This window comes from Erwinia psidii, from assembly GCF_003846135.1.
Taxonomy (GTDB): Bacteria; Pseudomonadota; Gammaproteobacteria; order Enterobacterales; family Enterobacteriaceae; genus Erwinia; species Erwinia psidii.
This window is the reverse complement of sequence record NZ_RHHM01000018.1, coordinates 1-18,591: the sequence shown is the minus strand read 5'-3', so window position 1 is coordinate 18,591 and position 18,591 is coordinate 1. Positions and strand designations below refer to the sequence as shown.

At 52.1% G+C, this 18,591-nt stretch carries 17 protein-coding genes, 2 tRNA genes, 1 rRNA gene and 1 pseudogene; 9 read left to right on the top strand and 12 right to left on the bottom strand.

All coding sequences use genetic code 11. The features are described 5' to 3' along the window. Positions 1-288: 288 nt before the first annotated feature. Positions 289-1,128 (bottom strand): MurR/RpiR family transcriptional regulator HpxU, encoded by an 840-nt coding sequence (gene hpxU, locus EB241_RS18515; RefSeq protein ID WP_124234564.1) that lies wholly within the window; start codon positions 1,126-1,128, stop codon positions 289-291. A 174-nt stretch (positions 1,129-1,302) separates the two neighbouring features. Here hpxU and EB241_RS18510 point away from each other — a divergent pair, with 174 nt between their 5' ends. The 4 genes from EB241_RS18510 to hpxZ are packed head-to-tail and all read left to right on the top strand — an operon-like array spanning position 1,303 to position 4,870. Further along, complete coding sequence (locus EB241_RS18510) at positions 1,303-2,889, top strand: gamma-glutamyltransferase family protein (RefSeq protein ID WP_124234563.1); 1,587 nt, start codon at positions 1,303-1,305, stop codon at positions 2,887-2,889. 12 nt (positions 2,890-2,901) lie between these two features. Beyond that, positions 2,902-3,090 carry an oxalurate catabolism protein HpxX gene (hpxX, locus tag EB241_RS18505; RefSeq protein WP_124234562.1) on the top strand — a complete coding sequence of 63 codons (189 nt, stop codon included), beginning with the start codon at positions 2,902-2,904 and terminating at the stop codon, positions 3,088-3,090. Continuing rightward, positions 3,087-4,484: an AtzE family amidohydrolase gene (locus EB241_RS18500; protein WP_124234561.1), complete on the top strand. Its 1,398-nt coding sequence runs from the start codon at positions 3,087-3,089 to the stop codon at positions 4,482-4,484. The genes hpxX and EB241_RS18500 overlap by 4 nt, the downstream gene beginning before the upstream one ends. Positions 4,485-4,486: 2 nt before the next feature. Beyond that, complete coding sequence (gene hpxZ / locus EB241_RS18495) at positions 4,487-4,870, top strand: oxalurate catabolism protein HpxZ (protein ID WP_124234634.1); 384 nt, start codon at positions 4,487-4,489, stop codon at positions 4,868-4,870. Positions 4,871-5,166: 296 nt separating this feature from the next. Here hpxZ and EB241_RS18490 read toward each other — a convergent pair whose 3' ends face one another. From EB241_RS18490 to EB241_RS18470, 5 genes are all read right to left on the bottom strand, one after another. After that, positions 5,167-5,838: a glycosyltransferase family 25 protein gene (locus EB241_RS18490; protein ID WP_124234560.1), complete on the bottom strand. Its 672-nt coding sequence runs from the start codon at positions 5,836-5,838 to the stop codon at positions 5,167-5,169. Positions 5,839-6,068: 230 nt separating this feature from the next. Next, positions 6,069-6,857 carry a DUF3472 domain-containing protein gene (locus EB241_RS18485; RefSeq protein WP_124234559.1) on the bottom strand — a complete coding sequence of 263 codons (789 nt, stop codon included), beginning with the start codon at positions 6,855-6,857 and terminating at the stop codon, positions 6,069-6,071. Positions 6,858-7,017: 160 nt separating this feature from the next. After that, positions 7,018-7,977: an allantoinase PuuE gene (gene puuE / locus EB241_RS18480; RefSeq protein ID WP_124234558.1), complete on the bottom strand. Its 960-nt coding sequence runs from the start codon at positions 7,975-7,977 to the stop codon at positions 7,018-7,020. A 2-nt stretch (positions 7,978-7,979) separates the two neighbouring features. Continuing rightward, a complete protein-coding gene (hpxA, locus tag EB241_RS18475) occupies positions 7,980-8,750 on the bottom strand; it encodes an allantoin racemase (protein ID WP_124234633.1) in 771 nt (256 codons plus the stop codon). Positions 8,751-8,752: 2 nt separating this feature from the next. Beyond that, positions 8,753-9,481 (bottom strand): GntR family transcriptional regulator, encoded by a 729-nt coding sequence (locus tag EB241_RS18470; protein WP_124234557.1) that lies wholly within the window; start codon positions 9,479-9,481, stop codon positions 8,753-8,755. 143 nt (positions 9,482-9,624) lie between these two features. Between EB241_RS18470 and EB241_RS18465 the strand changes: the two genes are divergently transcribed. Together EB241_RS18465 and EB241_RS18460 are read left to right on the top strand one after the other, a co-directional pair. Next, complete coding sequence (locus tag EB241_RS18465) at positions 9,625-11,118, top strand: NCS1 family nucleobase:cation symporter-1 (RefSeq protein WP_124234556.1); 1,494 nt, start codon at positions 9,625-9,627, stop codon at positions 11,116-11,118. Positions 11,119-11,127: 9 nt separating this feature from the next. Beyond that, complete coding sequence (locus tag EB241_RS18460) at positions 11,128-11,385, top strand: hypothetical protein (RefSeq protein ID WP_124234555.1); 258 nt, start codon at positions 11,128-11,130, stop codon at positions 11,383-11,385. A gap of 29 nt (positions 11,386-11,414) precedes the next feature. On the opposite strand, the gene EB241_RS18455 is transcribed toward EB241_RS18460, so the two are convergent. Both EB241_RS18455 and dnaQ read right to left on the bottom strand, forming a co-directional pair. Next, positions 11,415-11,491, bottom strand: a tRNA-Asp gene (locus EB241_RS18455). A 122-nt stretch (positions 11,492-11,613) separates the two neighbouring features. Then, a complete protein-coding gene (gene dnaQ, locus EB241_RS18450) occupies positions 11,614-12,348 on the bottom strand; it encodes a DNA polymerase III subunit epsilon (RefSeq protein ID WP_124234554.1) in 735 nt (244 codons plus the stop codon). Between dnaQ and rnhA the strand changes: the two are divergent. Further along, positions 12,299-12,867, top strand: a pseudogene (gene rnhA, locus EB241_RS18445) (ribonuclease HI). The gene dnaQ and the pseudogene rnhA sit on opposite strands and share 50 nt — an antisense overlap. Here rnhA and EB241_RS18440 read toward each other — a convergent pair. Next, on the bottom strand, positions 12,852-13,589 hold the full coding sequence (locus tag EB241_RS18440; protein WP_124234552.1) for a class I SAM-dependent methyltransferase: 738 nt from the start codon (positions 13,587-13,589) through the stop codon (positions 12,852-12,854). The pseudogene rnhA and the gene EB241_RS18440 sit on opposite strands and share 16 nt — an antisense overlap. 44 nt (positions 13,590-13,633) lie before the next feature. Here EB241_RS18440 and gloB point away from each other — a divergent pair, with 44 nt between their 5' ends. Both gloB and mltD read left to right on the top strand, forming a co-directional pair. After that, a complete protein-coding gene (gene gloB / locus EB241_RS18435; protein WP_124234632.1) occupies positions 13,634-14,389 on the top strand; it encodes a hydroxyacylglutathione hydrolase in 756 nt (251 codons plus the stop codon). Between the two features lie 69 nt (positions 14,390-14,458). Beyond that, positions 14,459-15,844, top strand: coding sequence for a murein transglycosylase D (gene mltD, locus EB241_RS18430; RefSeq protein ID WP_124234551.1), 1,386 nt, complete (start codon positions 14,459-14,461; stop codon positions 15,842-15,844). Between the two features lie 830 nt (positions 15,845-16,674). On the opposite strand, the gene EB241_RS18425 is transcribed toward mltD, so the two are convergent. From EB241_RS18425 to rrf, 3 genes are all read right to left on the bottom strand, one after another. Further along, the gene (locus EB241_RS18425; protein ID WP_124234550.1) at positions 16,675-17,478 is read right to left on the bottom strand and encodes an endonuclease/exonuclease/phosphatase family protein; all 804 of its coding nucleotides are present in this window, start codon (positions 17,476-17,478) and stop codon (positions 16,675-16,677) included. Between the two features lie 832 nt (positions 17,479-18,310). Continuing rightward, positions 18,311-18,387 (bottom strand) — tRNA-Asp (locus EB241_RS18420). 116 nt (positions 18,388-18,503) lie between these two features. After that, a 5S ribosomal RNA gene (gene rrf, locus EB241_RS18415) occupies positions 18,504-18,591 on the bottom strand; the annotation flags it as partial.

The window sequence follows — 18,591 nt, the reverse complement described above, 5'->3', positions numbered from 1 at the left end:
ATATGAAACAAAAGATTCTTAATGGATGCATTTGCAACTAATGTGCCAGCAGCAAACGGCGGCATTAAATTATTTCTGCCCGTAAGGAAGGACGGATAAGAAAGCACGCAAACTGGAGATAAAACAGACAGAAATCCAGCCGTTTAGCTATTTTCTGCACGGCCATCCCCGAACGGGAATGGCCGTGCAGAAAACGTCAGATGGCCGGGTATCGCCGTGCAAAAACGGCGTACCGAAAAGGCGAACGCCTTGAACCATAATAAGGCAACGCACCAAAATGAAGCCCCATCAGCGTTGTTCCAGCTCATCAAGATGCTGGTAAAGGTCGGCGATCTGATGAATACGTTGACGGCCTGCACTGAGCAGTTCGTGCAGCACCGCATTTGCCAGCAGGTTGATCAGGCTGTTGGCTGAGGCGTAACTGTCAAAAGCAGACACGCTGTCCAGTGGTGCACAAAGCTGCCAGCGGGCCAGCGCAATCAGTGCCTGAGCCTGCGGTTCGCAGACCAAAAGCGTCGGCACAGCGTGGCTCTGGAGCTGCTGCAACAGGGGTTTGATAATACGCGGACGGCGGCGATAGGCCATCACCACCACCATATCGTCAGGGGTAATATCCACCAGCTCTTCCGCCAGCGTCTGCCCCGGCTGTGGCAACAGCACTATCCCGCCACGAGCCTGCAGCAGCTGTTGGCGAAAATGCAGTGCAAGCGGCCATGAATTACGCATCCCGATGATAAACAAACGTTTACACCCCGACAGGTGTTGTACCACTTCACCAAACTGCGTGGCATCAATGCTGTTCACCCACTGCGTGAGATTGGCCATTTCCTGTTTGTAATGCCGCGCCAGCAGGGTGTTGCCCTGCACCGCATCCCGGTTATCCGTCAGCGGCATACCGCTCTGACGTAGGGTACGCAATTCGTCGCGCATCGCTTTATATTTTTCATAGCCAAGCCGCTTAAACAGGCGGCTGACGGTGGCCTTTGACACGTTACTGAGCCGGGCCAGTTCCGCACTGTTGTAGCTGATCAGATCGTTGAAATGATCAAAAACAAAATCTGCCACACGTTGTTCCTGCGGCGAGAGGTGCGGATAATGGCTTTTCAGACGTTCATCAAGCTGCTTCATTGCATAGCGCCTTTGTAACTTTTGTTTCAGGGAACATAGCCTATACAAATTACATGCCTGCTTAAAAATTATTTCACCGGCGAGGTTTTCCTGCCTTATCGTCTGACAGGCAACAAACTGGAACATCTCTTGCTTATGTAATCCCTCTGAAATCCTGAAAAAAATGAGACTGTAATGATCCAGAGTAATATCGCCCCATTTGGCATGGCCGTGGCCCCCCACCATCTGGCCAGCGAAAGTGCCGTCGCCGTTCTGCGCGAAGGCGGGAATGCGATTGAAGCGATGGTCGCTGCTGCCGCCACCGTAGCGGTGGTTTATCCTCATATGAACGGACTGGGCGGCGATGGTTTCTGGCTGATTGTCCCGCCGCAGGGGGAGCCAGTCGCCATAGATGCCAGCGGTGCCGCCGGTTCGCTGGCCGATATCGATTTTTATCAGGGGGCAGCCACCATTCCCCACCGTGGCCCGCAGGCGGCGTTGACCGTTGCAGGCACCGTCAGCGGCTGGGCGGAAGCGCTTAAGGTGTCTGCCGAACTGGGGGGCAATCTCCTGCCGGTTTCCCGCCTGCTGGCAGACGCCATTCGTTATGCCGCTGATGGCGTTCCGGTTACCCATTCACAGGCAGAAGCAACCCGCAGTAAATACGCTGAACTGGTCAATCAGCCCGGTTTTACCGACATCTTTTTGCCGGATGGCAAGCTGCCACTCGCTGGCAGCCGTTTTACACAACCTCAGCTGGCCAATACGCTCAGTCTCCTGACGGAAGAAGGACTGGAGAGTTTCTACCGTGGAACCCTGGCAAACAAACTGGCAAAAGAGATGTCTGCACTCGGTATGCCAGTCACCCTTGCCGACCTGCAACAGCATCAGGCCAAACGCCGCACGCCGCTACGCATTCAACATCAGTACGGCGAGATTTTTAATCTGACGCCACCGACGCAGGGCCTGGTTTCACTGGCGATTTTGGGGATCACCGACAACCTGCCAATGGCAGAAGCCAACGAGGCACAAACCATTCATCGTATCGTCGAAGCCACCAAGCTGGCTTTCGGCCTGCGCGATCGCTATATCACCGATCCGCGGTATATGCAGGAGCCGGTACAGTCGCTGCTCAACGCAGCGAGGATGGCGGAGCTGGCTGCTAAAATTGATGACCAACATGCAGCCCCCTGGGGCAGCGGCAAAGGCCCCGGCGACACGGTGTGGATGGGCGTGATGGACAGCAGCGGGCTGGCGGTTTCATTTATTCAGAGCATTTATCACGAGTTTGGCAGTGGCGTGGTGATCCCGGATACCGGCATCACCTGGCAGAATCGCGGGGCGGCATTCAGTCTCGATCCACATCATCTGCTGGCACTGGTCCCCGGCAAACAGCCATTCCATACCCTTAATCCGGCCGCTGCACGGCTGCACGATGGCAGAACGCTGGTGTACGGTTCAATGGGCGGCGATGGCCAACCCCAAACCCAGGCGGCTATTTTTACCCGCCATGTGGTGCAGGGAATGCCACTGCAACAAAGTATCAGCGCGCCCCGCTGGCTACTGGGGCGGACCTGGGGACAGTCTTCCGACACGCTGAAGCTGGAAGCGCGGTTTGCCCCGGAAATATTTCAACAACTGCGGGCGCTGGGCCATGAGGTTGAGGCTCTGCCTGCGTTCAGCGAGGCCGTTGGCCATGCCGGTGCCATTATCCGGCATACCAATGGCATGCTGGAAGGAGCCTGCGATCCCCGCAGCAACGGCAGCGCTGCCGGTTTTTAACAGGAGAAGAAGATGGAGCAAATTTCACCCGACTGGACAAGCTACCTGGCACAGATGGAGCAGGTGCTTGGCGTCCCGCTTGACGAGCAGCGCCGTGCAGAACTGTTCATTCAGTTCAGCCGTATTGCCGCGATGGCAGATCCGCTGATGGCCTTCCCTCTTGATGATCGTCTGGAAGTGGCGGGGGTCTACAAAGCATGAGCCTTTCCTCATTATCCATTGCCGGACTGAAGCACGCGCTGGTCACTGGCGAGCTGAGTGCACGGGAGATAGCACAACAAACGCTGAACGATATTGAGCAATATAACCCGGCGATTAACGCCTGGACCCACATCACCCGCGAACGCATGTTCCGGGAAGCGGATGCTGTCGACCATCTGCGTAAAACGGGCCAGCCGTTGCCGTCGCTGGCGGCCATTCCCTGGGCGGTGAAGAATCTGTTTGATGTCGCGGGACACGCCACCCTGGCCGGAGCCAGCCTGTTTAGCGATCGCAAGCCCGCTCAGGAGGACAGCCGCGCCGTCCGGCAACTGGGCATGGCAGGTGGACTGCTCAGCGGGATGCTGAACATGGATGCCTATGCTTATGGCTTTACCACCGAAAACACCTGTTACGGTGCAACCCGTAATCCGCGCGATCTGACCAGGGTTGCCGGAGGATCGTCCGGCGGTTCAGCGGCGGCGGTGGCCGCCGGACTGGTGCATTTTTCTCTTGGCACCGATACCAACGGTTCAATACGCGTGCCCGCCTCACTGTGCGGCATTTTTGGTCTTAAACCCACTTTTGGCCGTCTCTCGCGTAGCGGCAGCCATCCGTTTGTTGCCAGCCTCGATCATATTGGGCCATTTGCCCGCTCGGTGGACGATCTGGCGAGGGTGTATGATGCGCTCCAGGGGCAGGACCCACTGGACCGTTTTCAGGCAGAAAAAAACCTGCAACCCGCACAGCCGACACTGGAAAAAGGGCTGGACGGTGTGCGCTGCGCCGTCCTGGCTGGCTACTTTCAGGACTGGTGTTCACAGGAGGCCCGCACCGCCGTGGCGACGGCTGCCAGCGCGCTGAACGTGCAGGATGAAGTGGCACTGGCCGAGGCTGAACTGGCACGAAGCGCCGCTTTTATTATTACTGCCGCCGAAGGGGGCAATCATTACCTGCCTGCCCTGCGACATAGCCCGGAACGCTTTGAACCGTTTTCACGCGAGCGCCTGCTCGCCGGCGCAATGATGCCCTCCGCCTGGTATGTACAGGCGCAACGTTTTCGCCACCATTTCCGTCAGCAGGTGCTGCCGCTGTTTGAACAGTTCGACGTGCTGATTGCACCGGCCACGCCCACCACGGCCACGGAAATCGGCCAGCAAACCATGCATATCAACGGTACAGATTTGCCCATCCGCGCCAGCATGGGCATGTTGACCCAGCCGATCTCTTTTCTTGGCCTGCCGGTGACTACGGTACCACTCCAGACCGCCAGCGGCCTGCCAATTGGCCTGCAACTCATCGCAGCCCCCTTCAGAGAAGACGCCTGCCTGCGGGTCGCCTGGGCGCTGGAACAGATGGGTATCGCCCGTGCGCTACCTGCTAACCTGGGAATATGATGATGAAAACTGAACATATAGATCGACCGGCGATCCTGGCTGAAGTTACCAGCGCATTTTATCGCTACGAAGAGGCGTTAATCAGTAATAACACCGCCGTACTGGATGAATTATTCTGGCACGATGAACGCACCGTGCGGCTGGGTCCAGGAGAGAATCTTTACGGTATTGACCAGATCCGCACCTTTCGCGCCAGCCGGTCAGCACAGGGGTTGGATCGCCAACTTCATAATACGGTGATCACCACCTTTGGCGATGATTACGCGGTATGCAGTACGGAGTTCACCCGCGAGGGGAGTGACAACGTGGGTCGCCAGCAGCAAACGTGGGTGAAACTTCCCTGCGGCTGGCGGATCGTTGCGGCACAGGTCAGCCTGATGAGCTGAACGACGGGGACAGTACAAAAACGCTGTCCGTCGTATCGTTCTTGATGTTGCCAAAGCAGACCGGTTGCACCCACCCCGGTCGTGAATGCAGCGTAATAACCGCTCTCCCCTTTTATTCTGCACATTGCAGGTGCACTGGCGACCACAATCATTTCCCGGCTAAGCTCACCGGGCGATCTTCTTTGGCTATCTTTCATCTGATGGCGATAGCACAATATTGACGGGGCCAGCGCGCGCCGTAACCTGATTCACCGGCCTGGTGGCCTCCTCCCGGCCGGATGGCAGGGAGTAACGAATCAATGGGAGCCATACTGTTTTATTTCGTCAAGAGGACGGTTAAAAAAGGCCGTCCTGTCCATTACTTTATTTTCAATATCACTCATATCGGGTATCTGATAGCCGGTGCAGGGATAGACACCATACCATCGGTCTTTAGCCATCAGCTGCATCCAGTGATAATCCATTGTCGATTTATGGTAAGGCACACCGTTTCGCTGCTGAACAACAGATTCATGAACGTTTTGCATCAGCCTGGCGTAATAATGTTTATTAACCAGGTAACTGTTAGCAAGATAAGCAAATTCAACTTTGTACAATTCATCCCTGACATTTTTAATAATGAAATAACTGGCTGAAAGAAATCCGACATCCCACGACATTTCCCGTAAATGCACCATGAAATTATTCAGTCGCCTGCAGGATGAGTCGTCCTCATTAAACCTCATATCATCTTCCAGGATCAGCACGTTCCGCCAGTGATGACGTTCCGCCATTGCCAACACCCCGGCATGGGATAAGGCGCAACCAATACCGCCGCATATATCTTCGATAGCCTCAAAACGGACAATTTTATCCTGTGGAATACCGACTCGCTGCAATTCCTTTTGCATCGCTTCATTTCTGTCAGTTCTTTTTTTCAGGTTAATATAGACAACCTTGTCAATAAATTGCCAGTCTATAGCAAACATGGTTTCAATGCTCCTTATGCGGTCATCCGCATCGCCGGGTGAAGAAAAAATCCGCCTTCGCAGAAGGCAGAGTTAATTACATCCCACAGGCACATACTGACAATTTTAATAAGAAGTCTGTGACTGTTATGCAAGATTAACATTCAGAGAAAATAAAGCAGAGCCAGAACTTATTGACAGACATACGCCAGGAGACGCAATTTTCAGTTCACAATAAAATTCAGCCAACGTCAGTTGATGCCTTTATCCTGCCTGACAAGAAGACTGCCATCAGCCTGGATGGTTGAACTGAAGGGGATTTTTCCTTTGCATGGTTCAGAAATAGCTGAATAGGCAGCAGTTAATTTCCCAGTGACGGATTCAGCGGTCGATACGCTGCCAACACCCGGTCCGAAAAGTGCTGATGTGGCCGGAAGAAGTGAGCAATTTTCTATGCTGAGAAAATGCTCAATGAATCCGATGCTTTTACCCGACAGCAGTCCCCACGCGGTAGGGGTTTTCCACGATCCTATGCGGCGGGCATCATTACTGACAGTATTGACAGCATAGCCTTCCCAAATATTTCCTGATGAGGTAGAACTGACCAGAGTGGCGATAAATTTGTATTCAACATCATATTCAAAAGGCATAAAGGCATAACAGCTTGATCCATTTTTATGATCGGCCTCATCCGTGCATTTTGGGTCCTGCTTCTCGACATTGGCACCAAATACAGAAAAAATCACTTTAGCCTGATTGTCCCCCCAGGGTTGAATGCCCATGTAATAGGCAGCATTCTGATCGCCTGGATGTTTAAAAAAGACGTACTGCGAGTAATAAAATCCCTGCTCCTTCTTACCCGACATGACTTTAATGGGATAAGATAATACTTTGTATCCTTGTGTATTATCTGGCATTGAGCCCATGAAATTGGTGATTTGACCAGCCCAGGGATTTTGCGGCGTGCTACTCATGGTATTGCCATCAGAGACAATAAAAAAAAGTGAAAATACCCCTGTTATAAAATTAATTTTACGCATAATAAACATCCTTATTAACGAAAAAACATTCCATAATTATCTTCTCACTACATTTTTAAGCGTTACATAAAAACCAACCCTCTTCAATATTAAATTTCATGATGGCATCGTTACTTAAAAAGCTATTTATTTCAGCAAACAAATAGCCTTCAGGCTATGCTTAAACGCCAGAGACCGGATGCGTTTTCACCCAATGATCGGCAATCTGTTGCCGGGTGCATATCCATACCGCATCGTGTTGCTGGATATAGTCGAGGAAACGCTGCAATGCGCGAAAGCGCCCCGGACGTCCCAGTAACCGACAGTGCATGCCTACTGACAGCATTTTTGGCGCGGTTTCTCCCTCTTCATACAACACGTCGAAACTGTCTTTCAGATAGGTAAAGAACTGTTCAGCCGTATTGAATCCCTGCGGCGTGGCAAAACGCATATCGTTGGTTTCCAGCGTATACGGAATGATCAGATGTGGCTTCACGCTGCCATCCTGACAGGTCACCTGTGTCCAGAACGGCAGATCGTCACCGTAGTAATCGCTGTCGTAAGTAAAACCGCCCTGCTCGACCACCAGCCTGCGGGTATTGGGGCTGTCCCGCCCGGTGTACCATCCGGTCGGCGCGCGACCAAACAGATCGGCCAGGGTATCCACCGCCAGCTGCATATGCTGACGTTCCGTTCTGGCATCCATTCCCTGATAGTGGATCCAGCGCCAGCCGTGGCTTACCACGTCATAGTTTGCCTCCCTGATTGCGGCAACGATCTCAGGGTGACGGGCCAGCGCCATCGCGACACCAAATACGGTCAGCGGCAACCCACGCTTTTGGAATTCATGATGAATACGCCAGAATCCCGCACGGGAACCATACTCATACAGTGAATCCATCGACATATGACGTTCAGGATAGCTCGCCGCGCCAATGATATCGGATAAAAACTGCTCGGAGCCGGCATCGCCATGCAGCACATTATTTTCAGCGCCCTCTTCATAGTTCAGTACGAACTGGACGGCAATTTTTGCCTTTCCCGGCCAGGCAGCATGGGGAGGATTACCCGCATAGCCTACCAGGTCACGGGGGTAATTTTTATTAAAACTGTACTCTTTTTTGTCAACGGCACTGTTCATCGTCAGAGTCCTGTTATTGGCTTGATTACGTTTGTCCAGCTCAGGCGTGCAAACTGGCCCGACAGTTCTTTTTCAACAGGATAGTCCAAATCACCGTGCTTACTGGTCGAAAGCCCCAGTGCCACCAGCGATTCGACCATTTTCACCGCTGCACCCACGCCATCTATCACCGGGATAGCCAGCTCCTGCGTCAGTTCACGGGCGAGGGTTGCCATACCGCCACAGCCAAGAACAATCGCGCCGCTGCCGTCATGGCGTTTCGCCTGTATACAGCGTTCCCGCACTTTTTCCTGAGCCAGCCCGCTGCCATCTTCCAGCGCCAGCACCGGCAGGTCGATGGCATGGAGCGCGGCACAGTGGTGTTCAAAACCATACTGCTGCAACAGATGTCGCGCAATGATCACCGTTCGCGGCAGCGTGGTGACCACTGAAAAGCGTGTCGCCACCATTGTGGCCAGGTGCATCGCCGCTTCAGCAATACCAACCACCGGCCCACTGGCCTGCTCGCGGGCCGCCAGCAGGCCCGGATCGCCAAAGCAGGCAATAATATGACCGCAAACGCCCTGTTCACGTCCGGCTTTCACCTGCTCCAGCACGCCGATAGCAGCCACCGCTTCATCAAAATGCCCTTCAATGGAGGGAACACCCTGCGACGGGCATACGGCAAGGATCTCTGTTGTCGGTGCCGCCACAGCACGGGCGGCTTGCGCAATGGTTTCTGTCATCGCCAGGCTGGTGTTGGGATTAATGACCTGGATAACCTGTTTTGCCATCATCAGCGATCCTCCAGTTGCACTGCAAAACCAGCAAATATTCTGGCAAAGTCCGGCAGCGCTTCACCACTGCGTTCAAAGTGCAGACTTTCTACAATATGCGTGAAATGTTGCCGCATTGCGTCAGCCAGCAACCGGGGGTCTTTTTTTCGGACCAGCTTAATCAGCCGATCGTGATCGTCGCAGCGGCAGCCCTGCTGCCACGGCGCACCATAGGCGGCAATCACCAGCGATGAACGCTGCGTCAGCCGCATGACCATTTCAGTCAGCACTCTATTACCGGCGATGGCCTGTAACTGCACATGAAAAGCAGCCGAATGGCGAATAGCCGCCGGACCATCGTGCTGCGCATGTGCCTGTTGCTCCTGGCGGTTAAGTTTCTCCAGCGCCACCAGATGTGTGGACTGACAGCGTGCCAGCACCGCAGGCAGGTTGGCACATTCAATCAGGGAGCGCGTATGGAAAATATCCCGTGCTTCCTCCACCGATGGCATGGCGACCTGTGCACCGCGTTTGGGCGTTAATACGATCATCTGCACCGCCGCAAGGCGTTGCAACACCTTACGGATCCCGGTACGACTGACGCCAAAAATCTCCGCAAGCGCCTCTTCAGGCAGTTTGCTGCCGGGTGGCAACTGCTGCTCGACAATCGCCGTTATCAGCGCCTGATAGATCGATTCATCCCTGTCGGACAGTTCAGCGGCCGTTATCGGGACGGTTTCACTTTTCATTTTTACTCCGGTAAACATCAGATCTGTGAAAATCGTACACACTTTTATTTATTTTTGTATACATGAAAAAACATTCTGGCCTGGATCCTGCACTGCATCACTCAGCCACTTTATCTTCAGTTGAATTTACAGGAGCAGGTTTCATGCCAGAGATTCAGTCAGTTTCCCCGGCGGCGTCGGTAACTGCCAACGCCAGCTATAGTCCACGGTTGTGCAATGAAGATCTCGCCCCAACCCACCACCAGACCTGGAATTGGTACAACATCTTTTCGTTCTGGATGTCGGATGTACACAGTATGGGGGGTTACGTAGTGGCTGCCAGTTTCTTCACCCTTGGCCTTGCCAGTTGGCAGGTACTGATTTGCCTGCTGGTCGGTATTTGTATCGTGCAACTCTGTGCCAATATGGTTGCCAAACCAAGTCAGCTGGCCGGTGTACCTTATGCCGTGATTTCGCGCCAGGCATTCGGTGTATTCGGTGCTAATATTCCGGCGGTGATCCGGGGGCTGATTGCCTTTGCCTGGTATGGAATTCAGACCTGGCTGGCCTCCAATGCGCTGATGCTGGTGTCGCTAAAGTTCTGGCCTTCACTGGCCACGATGACGCAGACCTCCTGGCTTGGCCTTTCGCCGCTTGGCTGGATCTGTTTTGCTATGATGTGGTTCGCCCAGGCGCTGGTGTTCTGGCACGGCATGAGCGCCATTAAACGCTTTATCGACGTGGCTGGTCCGGCGGTCTACGTGGTGATGTTGACACTGGCGGCATGGATTGTATACAGGACCGGCTTCCATGGCATCTCGCTGACGCTGACCGGTAAACCACTGAGTGGTGGCCAGCAGGTATGGGAGATGATTACCGCCACGGCACTGGTGGTATCTTATTTTTCCGGCCCACTGCTGAACTTCGGCGACTTCTCTCGCTATGGCAAGAGTATGGATGAAATCCGCCGCGGTAATCGCTGGGGCCTGCCGTTTAACTTCCTGCTGTTTTCCCTCGTTACCGTTGTGATCGTTTCCGGCACCCGATCACTGTTTGGCCAGATGATCACCGATCCCATTGAAACCGTCAGCCGGGTAGGCAACGATCTTGCTGTTGCCGTTGGCCTGTTGACCATGATCACCGCCACTATCGGCATTAACATCGTGGCCAACTTTGTCTCACCGGCTTTCGATTTCTCTAACTGTTCACCGCAAAAAATCAGCTTCCGTACCGGCGGAATGATTGCCGCGGTCGGTTCGGTACTGCTGACACCGTGGAATTTGTTCCAGTCACCAGAGCTTATCCACTATACGCTTGATGTACTGGGTGCCTTTATTGGTCCGCTGTTTGGTATCCTGCTGTGTGACTTTTACCTGATCAGGCATGGTCAAATCTCAGTGGATGATCTGTTCGATGACACAGCAAAAGGCAAATACTGGTACCGTAGCGGTTTTAATCCAAAAGCCATCGCCGCCCTGGTGCCCTCAGTGCTGACCGGGCTGGCAATAAGCTTTATTCCCTCACTGCATGAGGCAGCTAATTTCAGCTGGTTTATTGGTGCGGGGCTGTCGGCGGCATGCTATCGCTGGATCGCGCGAGAAGATCGCGTTACCGCTACACAAAGCTATAGCGGCGAAATTGTCGTGCAGAAGCATTGAACAATAAATTTGTCAGCACCACATCTGCTTTTATCATGCAACAGCAAGCAGGCATCACCCACCCTGAATGGTCGCCACCGCTCTCGCAAAAAAGAGCCGCTGGCGCTGAGTCAGCACGTGGTGCTCGGTACGGTAACAGAGGTTGAACGCTGGTGTATTCCGCAAGAGCAGACGACGAAAGTGCAACCGGCCAGGAGGCATGATGATGAAGAGAATGTGCGGTGCATAAGCGTCGGATTACCTGACGCTGAAACGTTGAAAGCCTGATTCAGTGATGAATCAGGCTTTCAGAATAGTGGCGGAACGGACGGGGCTCGAACCCGCGACCCCCTGCGTGACAGGCAGGTATTCTAACCAACTGAACTACCGCTCCGCATTTTGTTCCTGTCGGAACGGGGCGAATATTACGGTGGGGACCTCACTCCGTCAATGCTTTTTATATGGCATTGAGCGCGAATGGATGTTTTTTCACCTTCGTTGCTTAATTTAAAGCAGTTAAGCACGCCACAGGCAGCTGCCACCCTTCTTCATTACCAGATCCAGACGCGATTCATGAGCCGCTACTTCATCTGTGGTTGCCGCTATCACCCGCAAACCGGAGGCCGGACGCGCAATCCGCTGAATGCTGTCGCCACCGCTTTGCTGCTGGCGTTCCCCTTCCATTGAAAAGGTCAGCGATGTCTGGCCACCCGTCATGGCAAGGTAAACTTCCGCCAAAATTTCGGCATCCAGAAGTGCGCCGTGTAGCGTTCGTTTGCTGTTATCGATTTCATAACGTGAGCAGAGCGCATCAAGGCTATTACGCTTGCCTGGGAACATCTTACGCGCCATCGCCAGACTGTCAGTGACCTGACAGAAGGTTTCTGTCTTCGGGATATCACGCCTCAGTTTGGCAAACTCATAATCCATAAAGCCGATATCAAACGAGGCGTTATGGATCACCAGTTCAGCACCGCTGATATAGGCAATAAAATCGTCAACAACCTCTGCGAAGGTTGGTTTATCGGCCAGGAACTCATCAGCAATGCCATGAACGCCAAAGGCTTCAGGATCGACCAACCGGTCTGGCTTCAGGTAAATATGAAAATTGTTACCGGTCAAACGACGGTTAACCACCTCAACGGCACCAATTTCGATGATGCAGTGCCCTTCATAGTGCACCCCGATCATATTCATGCCGGTGGTTTCCGTATCGAGTACGATCTGCCGTGTGGTATTTACTGTGCTCATAGGCCCCGTTTATGTCAGACTTGGCGTTTTTCAGCAGGGAGTCTATCAGAGATGCCTAAGCAGGTAGAAATTTTCACCGATGGTTCTTGCCTGGGCAATCCCGGTCCGGGGGGGTACGGCGCAATACTACGCTACGGCAAACATGAAAAAACCTTCAGCGTCGGTTATTACCTAACAACCAATAACCGCATGGAGATGATGGCGGCCATCGTTGCGCTCGAAGCACTGACTGAACAATGTGACGTGGTGCTGAGCACTGACAGCCAGTATGTCCGCCAGGGGATAACCAGCTGGATACATGGTTGGAAAAAACGTGGCTGGAAAACCGCCGACAAAAAACCCGTGAAGAATGTCGATCTGTGGAAGCGCCTGGATACCGCACTCAGTCATCATCAGATAAAGTGGGAATGGGTTAAAGGTCATGCCGGGCATGCAGAAAATGAACGTTGCGACGAACTGGCTCGCACTGCCGCCGGTAGCCCAACGTTGGAAGATACGGGCTATCAGTCCGAATCCTGATGACGATAGCGCACCCGATACTGACGGGTCGCGCCCACTGCCGAAGCAAGCCTTCTTTTTGCTGCGGCTTTTTTAGCCGGATTGACAGTTAACGGAAAGGTGCGTTTGCGTGCCACAATAATACTCAGGCAGCCCAACGCCGGGAAATGTGTGCTGATGACCTTACCTCCCTGACGGTTCCAGGGCAATACCTGAAAACGGGTCTGCTCTGTCACTTCATAATTGAGCAGGCTCAACCAGTCCATTAAACGCATCTGGGTAAACATATGGCTGTTCCACGGCACCCGCCGGTGGAGACCGGGTATCAGCTTGCCCATTCCCAACATGCTAAACGGATTAAAACCGCTGACAATAATCCACCCATCATCAATCAGTACCCGATCCACTTCACGAAGAACACGATGCGGGTCGCTGCTCCAGGCCAGGCAGTGTGCCAACAGGCAGGCGTCAACAGATTTAGACTCAAACGGCAGGCTCATCGGGTCAGCTTTGACATGAAGGTCGGGGCCACGCAGCCCTACATTGACCTGATGAGAGATAGCACAGCAGGTCGTGTCAATCTCAGCACTCAGAGACCCCACCTTGAGCAGATGAAAACCATAAATTTTATTCAGGCACGGCGCTAAATGCCGGGTTAGTGCATCACGATAAAATGCCCCCCAGGGGATCCTGGCCCAGCTCAGAGGCACATGATGAATTTGGCGTGTTTTAGCGGGCTTCATGCTTTACCATCTTCCTTAGATTGCGACCAGTTAAAGAGGCGATGATGAATCTTACCAGTATTCCGGCCCTTCAGGATAACTACATCTGGACATTGAATAACGAGCGGGGCGACTGCCTGATTGTCGATCCAGGCGAAGCCGCCCCGGTATTTGCAACACTTGCGAAAAATCATTGGCAGCCAGTCGCCATTTTGCTTACCCATCATCATCATGATCATACCGATGGCATACAGGATTTGGTCAAAAAACACCCAAACCTGGTCGTCTATGGTCCCGCTGAAACACAATATAAAGGGGCAACGGAGATTGTCAAAGAGGGGGATAAAGTGGCTGTTTTGGGGCTGGAATTCAGCGTCCTTCACACTCCGGGCCACACTTTAGGACATATCTCATATTTCAGTTTTCCTTACCTTTTTTGTGGTGACACTATGTTTTCTGCTGGTTGCGGCAGGCTGTTTGAAGGCACCCCTCAGGAAATGTACCAATCTTTTCAAAAGATTAACTCTCTTCCTGATGAAACGTTAATATGTTGCGCGCATGAGTATACGTTATCTAATTTGAAGTTTGCTGAGACTGTTTTACCCCATAACACAGAGATAGAGCGCTATCATCGAAAAATTAAGGAGTTACGCGCAAAAAATGGTATTTCCTTGCCAACAACATTGGCATTTGAGCGAAAAATCAATGTATTCCTTATGACACATGATATTGATTTACAAGAAAATATCACATGCGAAACATCCACTTCACATGAATTGCAAGTTTTTGCAATGCTACGCCAGCAGAAAGACCATTTTTGATTTTCGGGTTGAGTTGCGCAATACGACCACGTATAGTTGCACGTCTTTTAAGCGAACTGTGACAAACACATGAAGGCTACCGCGATAATAATCGCCTCAGTCTTGCTGTCAGGTTGTCAGGCGTCAGGGCATGACGCTAACTCTCCTGAACAGCATGCACAGAGTTTGTCTTCGGCAAGTCAAAGTGAAATGGGCAAAAACGCAGATCGTTTTTTGTCGCCGCGCTGGCAGGATGATGGAACCAGCCTTACGCAGCAACAGCATCTGTGGGATTTCATTAGTAACGAGCTGAAGATGAAGATTCCGGATAATCCCCGGATACGCGAACAAAAACAAAAATACTTAAGAAATAAGAGCTATCTCCACGATGTAACATTACGGGCAGAGCCGTATATGTACTGGATAGTCGAGCAGATTAAGCAACGTAAGATGCCGATGGAACTAGTACTACTACCCATAGTGGAGAGCGCTTTTGACCCCCATGCAACCTCTGCTGCCAATGCCGCCGGTATCTGGCAGATTGTACCGCAAACGGGGCGAAACTATGGCCTGAAACAGAGCCAGTGGTACGACGGGCGTCGCGATGTGGTCGCATCGACGAACGTCGCCCTGGATATGATGGAACGTCTCAACGGCATGTTTGGTGGCGACTGGTTGCTAACCATCGCCGCATACAACAGCGGTGAAGGACGCGTACTGAAAGCGATTAAAGCGAATAAAGCCAGAGGGAAGCCAACCGATTTTTGGCATCTGTCACTGCCACGCGAAACGACAGTTTATGTACCCAAAATGTTAGCTTTGGGAGATATCCTGAAAAACAATCAGCGTTATGGTGTACGCCTGCCTGAACCTGATGAAGCCCGCGCTCTGGCAAGGGTTGATATCGGGCAGCAAATGGAATTGACCCAGGCAGCAGAGATGTCCGGTATATCCCTGAATAAGCTGAAAAGTTTCAATGCGGGCTATAAACGTGGCAAAACTGCACCTGCCGGTGGTCCTCAGTACATTATGGTGCCGAAGTCCAACGTTGCGAAGTTGCGTAGTTCCCTGGCGACAGGCGATATAGCGGCGGTTCAACCTACAGAGTTGGCGAACAATTCTGCCACTGTAAACAGCTATAAGGTGCGAAGTGGCGATACATTGTCAGGAATTGCTAAACGCCTGAACATCCCGGTAAGCGAGTTGCAGCGTACAAATAACCTTCGCAGCAACAATATCAAGCCAGGACAGACACTGAATCTGGGCAGCGGCAGTAGCGCCACGAAGCTGGTGGATAATGGCAACAGCATCACCTATAAAGTTCGTAAAGGTGATTCTCTGGCCAGCATCGCAAAACGCCACGGTGTCAATATGAAGGATTTGATGCGCTGGAACAGCAGCGGCGATGTAGCGAACCTTCGCCCCGGAGACAGGCTGACACTGTTTGTGAGTAATAACCGCTCACCAGACACCTGATCTCATTGCAGCTACAGGTTAAAGCCAGTCCTGACAGACTGGCTTTTTCTTTGCATCTGTTGAAGACCGCTGTACCTGGATGCGGCATACCTGTGCTCACCAAGATACGGAATATCATCGCAACAGTTCCGTTTAAACCGGACATTTTGCAGCAAAATACCATACCACATCATATAAAACCGGCATCGCATCATGCCGGTAACATCATCACGATTAAATCCGTTACGCGCTGATACCCGGACGGTTTTAAAAGCCGCGCAAAATTGTGCGGGATTGCCAAGCCCTGACCCGCTGCAATAACAAAACCATCAGCTAATACGGGCAGAATAAACGTTACCAGCACGCTGACAGTAGGTGTCGAAGACACATTTTGGAACAGGCCCATCCGTTTGGTAAAGGGTTGTGCTGCCGACGGTGAGGTTAATGACAACCCTGGCGTTGAGCAAAGATTGCGGGTAAAGACGATATCTACTGTTCAGTGCAGGACTGATGTACCGTTGACCGGGTAATGCGCTGCGGGTGATGGGCGGCAGGACGTTCAATCGCTGTATATGACACCGGTTCCGGCCATCGTGGCGTTAATGCAAGAAGAGCTTCAGTTGACTGGCTTTGAGATACGCCATATCAGCTGTCACCTGATGCTGAGCCTGTCATCCCGAAAAGGGGAGTGCTACAGCGCATCCTGCACGTTCAGCAACAGTGTAAATACCGGAGGATATTCCATGATTCAGTATAATGACCTTGTATCTGTCAGAACTTCAGTTGGACGACCGGTTCCAGTCGACAGAACATACAGCTGGCCGATGTGATGGAGCAGCAGCAGGCATTCGCTACAAAGATTCAGGCTTAGCTGGATTGAATTCAACCAGTAGCGGATTATGATCGGAAGCGCGGGTAACCAGAACGGAAGACTGAGTAACACTCATGTCACGGTAAAAAACAAAATCCAGAGGACGTCCAAAAGCCTTGCGCCGCTGGTCATCGCTGAAAAGGACTTCTTCCAGTCCCATATCACGGGCAAATGCATACAGGGCGTTGATACGCTGACGACTCCAGGCGTTAAAATCTCCCGCCATGATAACCGGCCCCCGATGATGAAGGATCTGTTCGCCAATCGGCCCCAACTGCTTGCTGTAGACATCAATACCCAGGCTAAAGTTGACCGCATGGATATTAACCACCATCAGCATAAGGCCATCAGGAAGAGGATACGCCGTAACCAGCGCTGATTTGGCCAGCCTCAGTAACGGTTCACGTTCACGAAGAGGACAACAATAGACCGGATGTGCTGCGGCCAGTGTCATCACACCAGAGGGATGCTGAGGGAGGACAAAAGCGGGTACCTGATCGGCCGCAAGATAATGAGTGGTTGCGAAACGCACCAGTTCAGGCGTGGTTTGAGCCTCCTGCAATAATACCAACTGGGCATCTTTACCGAAATTTTGCAGAACTGAGAGCCAGTCAGCACGCTGCTGTTTAAAAATATTCCATACCAACACCCGTAGGGAAGACTTCATTGTCAACGGCGTCCCCGGAGGTAAGGCGTTGCCAACGTGCAGCATGGCGCCAGGCGGAAAAATACGTTCTGCTGGCTGTCCTGCTACATATCGCATGGCATAGGTCTTTTTTCGCACTGTACCGCCTGGCCTTAAGTGATGCTGAAGTCACGCTATCATTCAGTTATAGGGGCTTTGCCATTGAGTTTCAATCCGGGCTGACCCAATAAGCAAGAAAAATCAGGTAAACATCTGCAAACAACAGAATGTTTACTGGTAACGACAAACCTGTAAAACAAAATTAGCTCAGGAGGAGACAAAAAGCCTTAATGGAAAAACACCTGCACTTAATGCTATCCAGAAAGGTGTAGCGGACCAGGCACCGGGAGCACTCTCTTCATATCTTATCAGACAAAAGTTTCCTATCATCCGTTTCATGTTTTGCCTGATACCTGCGGTATTTACGGCTCATCCCTGTATGCATGCCCACGGCGTGGGCACAGTATCGCTGCGTTTACCCGCGTTTATGGTGACGCAAGCTGAAAAACGGGCAGAGGAGTCTTATTGCTGTGCTGTCATTCAAATACCACATCACTTCTGATACTGACAATTTCGGCGTTCTTTTTATCAGAAGATCTACAGGGTGACCGGACATTTAATGCCATAATTTGGTTCTTCATTTGCTCGCAGGACCTCATATCTGTCGATACGATTTTTTGCCAATGCTGCATTTAAGCATTCTGAGAAGGTATTCAGACGGTAGCACGGCATAATACCGGCAGTGTCACAGAAGGAGGGAAGCGCTTTAAATCCGCTCATCTTCACTTCCTTTATCAGTCAGAGTACCGAAGACGGGGAATTTTCACATGGTACAAACTGCTTAACCGAGCGGTATTACGTCGACAGAACATGATTTTCATCAACAAGTAAAAAAGCCCTGAGTAGTTTACTCAGGGCTTTTATCTTTAAGTGGCGGAACGGACGGGGCTCGAACCCGCGACCCCCTGCGTGACAGGCAGGTATTCTAACCAACTGAACTACCGCTCCACCGATTCTGTACTGAACCCAGAAGTAACCTCTGATTCAGGTATTACTTTCGCCATTCATGTCATCTGAGTGGCGTTGAAGTTGCAGAATATAGTTCCTGCATCTTGCTGTATGATGCCTGGCAGTTCCCTACTCTCGCATGGGGAGACCCCACACTACCATCGGCGCTACGGCGTTTCACTTCTGAGTTCGGCATGGGGTCAG